Raw genomic sequence first — 4,722 nt, 5'->3', positions numbered from 1 at the left:
CTTCGGAGCCAATCCGGCCGGGCAGGACTTGCTCAATATCGCGGCACTGGGGATCACCAGCGCGACGTTCGCTGCCAACGTGACCATAGCAGCTAACGGGGCGGACACGGTGGTAGGGATCGGGGCGGACACGATTCACCTTGTCGGTGTCAGCAGTGCGACCGTTGATCAGACGGACTTCATTCTGGCGGGATAAGGAGGCCTTCTCGACAACGTTGAGCTCAAAGCAATATGAGGTGTGTGGCGGTTGCCACACACCTTTTTTTTGGGGCTTCCACTGGTTTGAGCGTGGGCACGACCCCTTGTAGGAGCCAGCCTGCTGGCGATGGTCGTTAACGATAACGCGTATGAACTGGATAAACGCGGCGCACTTGAGCCCATCGCCAGCAATCGAGCGTCGACCGGCTGCTCCTACAGTTTCCCGGGAGTGCGTGAAGAACCTTTTTTTTGTGCGCGTAAAAAACCGGATCAACCGCTGAGGCTCTGTACCAGGCTTTCGAGCGCTTCAATGGTTTTGTCATCCTGCACCGGTTGCGTAACTGCAGCCGCTTTGAGTTGCTGTGCCAGGCGGTATTCGCTGGGTGTGCAGTTGGCGAACTGCTTGAAGGCGCGGGCGAAGTAGGAAGGATCCTTGAAGCCGGCCTCATAGCCGATGCTGGTAATCGGCATCTGGCTGTTGTCGAGCAGATCTTTGGCGAAGTTCATGCGCTTGTCCAGGATGTAATCCGTGAAGCCAAGCCCATTGGCTTCCTTGAACAGGCGGCTGAAGCGAAATGTCGTCATGCCGCAGCGCTGCGCCAGATCCCGCTGATCGATGCTGTCTCGAAAGTGCTGCTCGATATACAGCATGACATTGCTCAGCGCCTGGTGTTTTTGGTGTCCTGAGGTCCGCCGGATGCTGTCCGGCAGGGTCGGGGAGTGGTCGATCTGCGATGCCTTGTCCTGGCCGCTGGCATTTCGGCGCAACTCGCAGAGCTGCGCCACCGCCGTCAGGTAACGCTTCTTCTCGGTGGTCGAGAGCGGGAGCACCATGTATTCCCAGACGCTGGAGCGCATGGCCCATACAGCCAGTTCCTCCGAGTGCTGCACGGTGAACATGGTGATCGGGATGCTGGGGGTGGTGCGTTTGATCTCCAGCAATAGCCTCAAGCCTGGAGTGTCGGGGCGATCAAAATGGACGCAGATCATGTCTGCCTGTTCTCTGATGGGCAACACGGAGTTTTTCGCCAGTTTGCAGTCGCAGGTACCCACGAACTGCGCGACGAGTTCTTTCGTGGACCGATCATGAGTCAGATCGAACCATAGGAGCGATGGCCTTTTGGTCAAGTTGGACGTCATGTCTCTACTCAGGGATTCTTGGTGACTCTCTTCGCTAAGGAGTATTGCCAAGGTGCCATCACTTTGCAGATTTAATCCTGATAGGAAAGACGATTTTTAGTTCTATTCGCTCTATGGATTGCCTGGAAGGCAGCTCCGGGCGAGTGTTTGTTGGTGTGTTTTCGGCGAGCCCGGGATTAACCGCTTGTCGCTTGTGAATCATTGACAACCGCCTTTGCCTTGCCACGCCTTGTTGACCCCTCCCGTTACTTTTGCAAAGGCCAATACCCCGTATTTGGCCGCCCCGCAAAAAAGTCCTAACGATGTGCAAAATCTTCCTAACGCCTATGCCTTGCTCCTGACTAGTGTTGAACTCAGGCAGCACAGAACGTACTGCCTCAGAAAAAACAACATTCAAGTGAGGTGGGCAAAATGATCATGCAAACAATCAAGGCTTCGGTAGTGAAGTTCATCCAGGACGAAGATGGCCTGACCGTTGTGGAGTACGCGGTAGCCGGCGGGTTGGTTACGGCACTTGTCGTCGGATTGTTCACGGTCCTTGGAACTGAGGTTAAGACCAAAATTCAGGCACTGTGCGATGCACTCAAGGGGGCCGCTTGCGTCCCAGCCGCATAGTAATTCCCGCTGGGGGACGCGTCGATGTCCATGGAACAGCCGGTTGCCGCTATTTCTGATAGGGCGCCGGCAACTTTCTTAATGGACATCGCGTGTCCTTGTCAATTTGCTTAGGAAGCGCGAATCACTGCGCTGTTCAAGGCCGCCAACAGCAATATTGCGTGCTAACGATTAATACCCGCAGGGAGACAAGCCATGTCTACGGAACTGCTCTCGATGGTTTTACTGATAGGACTTTTGGGCGTGGCGGTGGTGAGCGATCTGCTTCGCCACCGTATTCCCAACATGCTCGTCCTGGTGGGTCTTGCCTTGGGATTGATCGGTCAAATGCATTCAGGCGGTGTCAGCGGATTGGGTGACAGCCTGCTGGGCACCCTGATCTGTTTTGCGCTGTTTCTGCCGATGTACGCCTTCGGTGGCATGGCTGCCGGTGACGTCAAGTTGATGGCCATGGTCGGCAGTTTTCTACCGTTCCATTACGCATTGTGGGCTGCAATGTTCAGCCTGATGGCCGGTGCAATATGCGGTTTATTGATCGTGCTGTTTCGCGGCCAATTGCGTCAGACCCTGGGGCGCTATTTGCTGATTCTTCGGGCGCAGGCTTATCTGGCGCCAACTTCAGATGAAGTAGCCGGCAAGCCTTTCCCATATTCGATTGCAATATTGATCGGCACTTTGAACAGCATCTACTGGCAAGTTGCCGTTGGATTCGGAGGTTAGACATGCACGTCATCGTCGATTGTGATGCCTACCCCAGCAATCAGAGCGCGGTGCAACGCCTGGCTCCTCAGCCCTGCACTGTCCGTGAAACCGGTCTGACCGACAGTTTTCTCGGCGAGTTGGTGTGCAAGCATTTGTTTGATGCCGGTGTGCTGGACATGTCGCGGCTGGTGGATCGCCTGGCGTTGACCGGTGCTGTACTTGAAGAGGTCCTGGGGTTTCTGCGCAAGGATGGCCGTGTCGAAGTGCTTGGCCAGGTGAGTCAAACGGGCGGGCAGATGCTGCGTTATGGCCTGACCGAACGTGGTCGCAGTGTCGCCCGCGATGCCCTGTCGCGCAGCGGCTATATCGGTGCGGCACCTTTCCCGGTGAGTACCTACCGGTCCCTGATCAAACTGCAGACCATTCACCATGGTCGCATCAACGCCAACGATATGCGCAATGCCTTGGCTGGCGTAGTGCTCACGGAGGAGATGCTCGATCAGTTGGGTGTGGCGCTGAACTCCGGGCGCGCGATCATGATTTATGGCCCCGCGGGGACCGGCAAGACCTATGTCAGCAGTCGGCTGATCCGTCTGTTCGCCGAGGCCATCTGGGTCCCTCATGCCATCGTCATCAACGAGTCGGTGATCGAGATCTATGACCCGCAGGTGCATCAGCGGCTCGATGAAAATGCTCAACAGAACAATCTGATGCTCAACGAAGGAATCGACCGTCGACTGCTGTGCTGCAAACGCCCGATCGTCATCACGGGCGGTGAGTTGAGCATGGAGCAACTGGACGTTCGTTATGACCCCTTCACCCGTCAATACCAGGCCGCCTTGCAGCTCAAGGCCAGCAATGGCCTGTTCATCATCGACGACATGGGACGCCAGCGCATGGCCCCCGCCGAGCTGTTCAATCGCTGGATCGTGCCGATGGAAGAGAAACGCGATTTCCTCAACCTGGGCGGCGGTCGGCATTGCGAGTTGCCGTTCGATCTGATTCTGGTGTTTTCCACCAACCTCAATCCCCTGGAACTGGCCGATGAGGCCTTCCTTCGCCGGATTGGCTACAAGCTGCAATTCGGTTACCTGAAGCCCGAGCAGTACGAAAAGATCTGGCGTCAGGAAAGCGAGCGTCTGGGCATTTCCTATGACCCGCTGCTGGTGCGTTATGTGCTGCAAAGGCTTTATGCAAGTGAAGGCATGCCCCTGGTGCCTTGCCATCCCCGCGATCTCCTGAACATGGCACTCGATCGCCAGCGTTATATCGGCGGCTCCGGACCACTGTCACCGAAAGAGTTGGAATGGGCCTGGCACAACTACTTCGTCCAGCTCGACTTTCTTTGATACGGAGATACTGACATGAGCTCTCGTACTCTTACCTTGATAGGCGTTTCTCTGGCCATGGGCCTTGGGGCTGCATGGATGGCCGACTCCTGGCTGAGTGCGCGGCTCAATGCCAGCCCGGATGACCACCTTCGAAACGTGGTGGTCGCCACGGTAGAGATTCCATTCGGGCAGATGGTCGAGGCCCAGCAGGTCACGACCGTACGCATGCCCATGGATACGATCCCGGACGATGCCTTCGATGCCAGCGAAAAAACCGTGGGCAAGATCGCAACGTTCGACATTCTGCGCGGCGACATCGTGCGCGGTGCGCGTCTGAGCGAGCACCTGGGTGGCAGCACCCTGGCTTCTTTGATTGCGCCTGACAAACGCGCCATATCGGTACGCGTGGACGATGTGGTCGGCGTGGGCGGATTCCTGTTGCCGGGTAACCGGGTCGATGTACTGGCGACCAAAACCACCAGTTCCGGCAGTAACAGCGCCACGTCCAGGACCATCCTTGAGAACTTGCGGGTGTTGGCGGTGGATCAGACTGCGGGTACTGACAAGACGCAACCGGTCGTGGTGCGCGCAGTGACGCTGGAGATGACGACCGCCGAGGCTGAAACCCTTGTCACGGCGCAAACGGAAGGGAAGTTGCAATTGACCTTGCGCAACCCGCTGAACGCCGAGAAAAAAATTGCGGCCGTTGCGCCTGCCACACCGGTCATGGCGGGGG

General features: G+C 56.9%; 6 protein-coding genes. 5 read left to right on the top strand and 1 reads right to left on the bottom strand.

The annotated features are described in order from the left end of the window. The coding region (locus PMI29_RS32770; RefSeq protein WP_008003674.1) for a hypothetical protein at positions 1-196 on the top strand (196 nt) is incomplete at its 5' end. A 272-nt stretch (positions 197-468) separates the two neighbouring features. On the opposite strand, the gene PMI29_RS02440 is transcribed toward PMI29_RS32770, so the two are convergent. Beyond that, a complete protein-coding gene (locus PMI29_RS02440; RefSeq protein WP_008003672.1) occupies positions 469-1,338 on the bottom strand; it encodes an AraC family transcriptional regulator in 870 nt (289 codons plus the stop codon). Positions 1,339-1,749: 411 nt separating this feature from the next. Between PMI29_RS02440 and PMI29_RS02445 the strand changes: the two genes are divergently transcribed. From PMI29_RS02445 to cpaB, 4 genes are all read left to right on the top strand, one after another. After that, positions 1,750-1,953, top strand: coding sequence for a Flp family type IVb pilin (locus PMI29_RS02445; protein ID WP_008003669.1), 204 nt, complete (start codon positions 1,750-1,752; stop codon positions 1,951-1,953). Positions 1,954-2,148: 195 nt separating this feature from the next. Beyond that, positions 2,149-2,673, top strand: coding sequence for an A24 family peptidase (locus PMI29_RS02450; protein ID WP_008003666.1), 525 nt, complete (start codon positions 2,149-2,151; stop codon positions 2,671-2,673). A 2-nt stretch (positions 2,674-2,675) separates the two neighbouring features. After that, a complete protein-coding gene (locus tag PMI29_RS02455; protein ID WP_008003664.1) occupies positions 2,676-4,004 on the top strand; it encodes a hypothetical protein in 1,329 nt (442 codons plus the stop codon). Between the two features lie 15 nt (positions 4,005-4,019). Then, on the top strand, positions 4,020-4,722 hold a 703-nt coding region (gene cpaB, locus PMI29_RS02460), incomplete at its 3' end, for a Flp pilus assembly protein CpaB (RefSeq protein ID WP_008003662.1).

The sequence above is a fragment of the Pseudomonas sp. GM49 genome, from assembly GCF_000282355.1.
Classification (GTDB): Bacteria; Pseudomonadota; Gammaproteobacteria; order Pseudomonadales; family Pseudomonadaceae; genus Aquipseudomonas.
The sequence above is the reverse complement of the archived record's forward strand: the minus strand, read 5'-3'. Positions and strand labels throughout refer to the sequence as shown.

What these genes read in the sequence shown, in the direction of transcription:
- PMI29_RS02440 (WP_008003672.1), bottom strand. Translation starts at nt 1,338, where the DNA reads ATGACGTCCAACTTGACCAAAAGGCCATCGCTCCTATGGTTCGATCTG.
- PMI29_RS02445 (WP_008003669.1), top strand. Translation starts at nt 1,750, where the DNA reads ATGATCATGCAAACAATCAAGGCTTCGGTAGTGAAGTTCATCCAGGAC.
- PMI29_RS02455 (WP_008003664.1), top strand. Translation starts at nt 2,676, where the DNA reads ATGCACGTCATCGTCGATTGTGATGCCTACCCCAGCAATCAGAGCGCG.
- PMI29_RS02450 (WP_008003666.1), top strand. Translation starts at nt 2,149, where the DNA reads ATGTCTACGGAACTGCTCTCGATGGTTTTACTGATAGGACTTTTGGGC.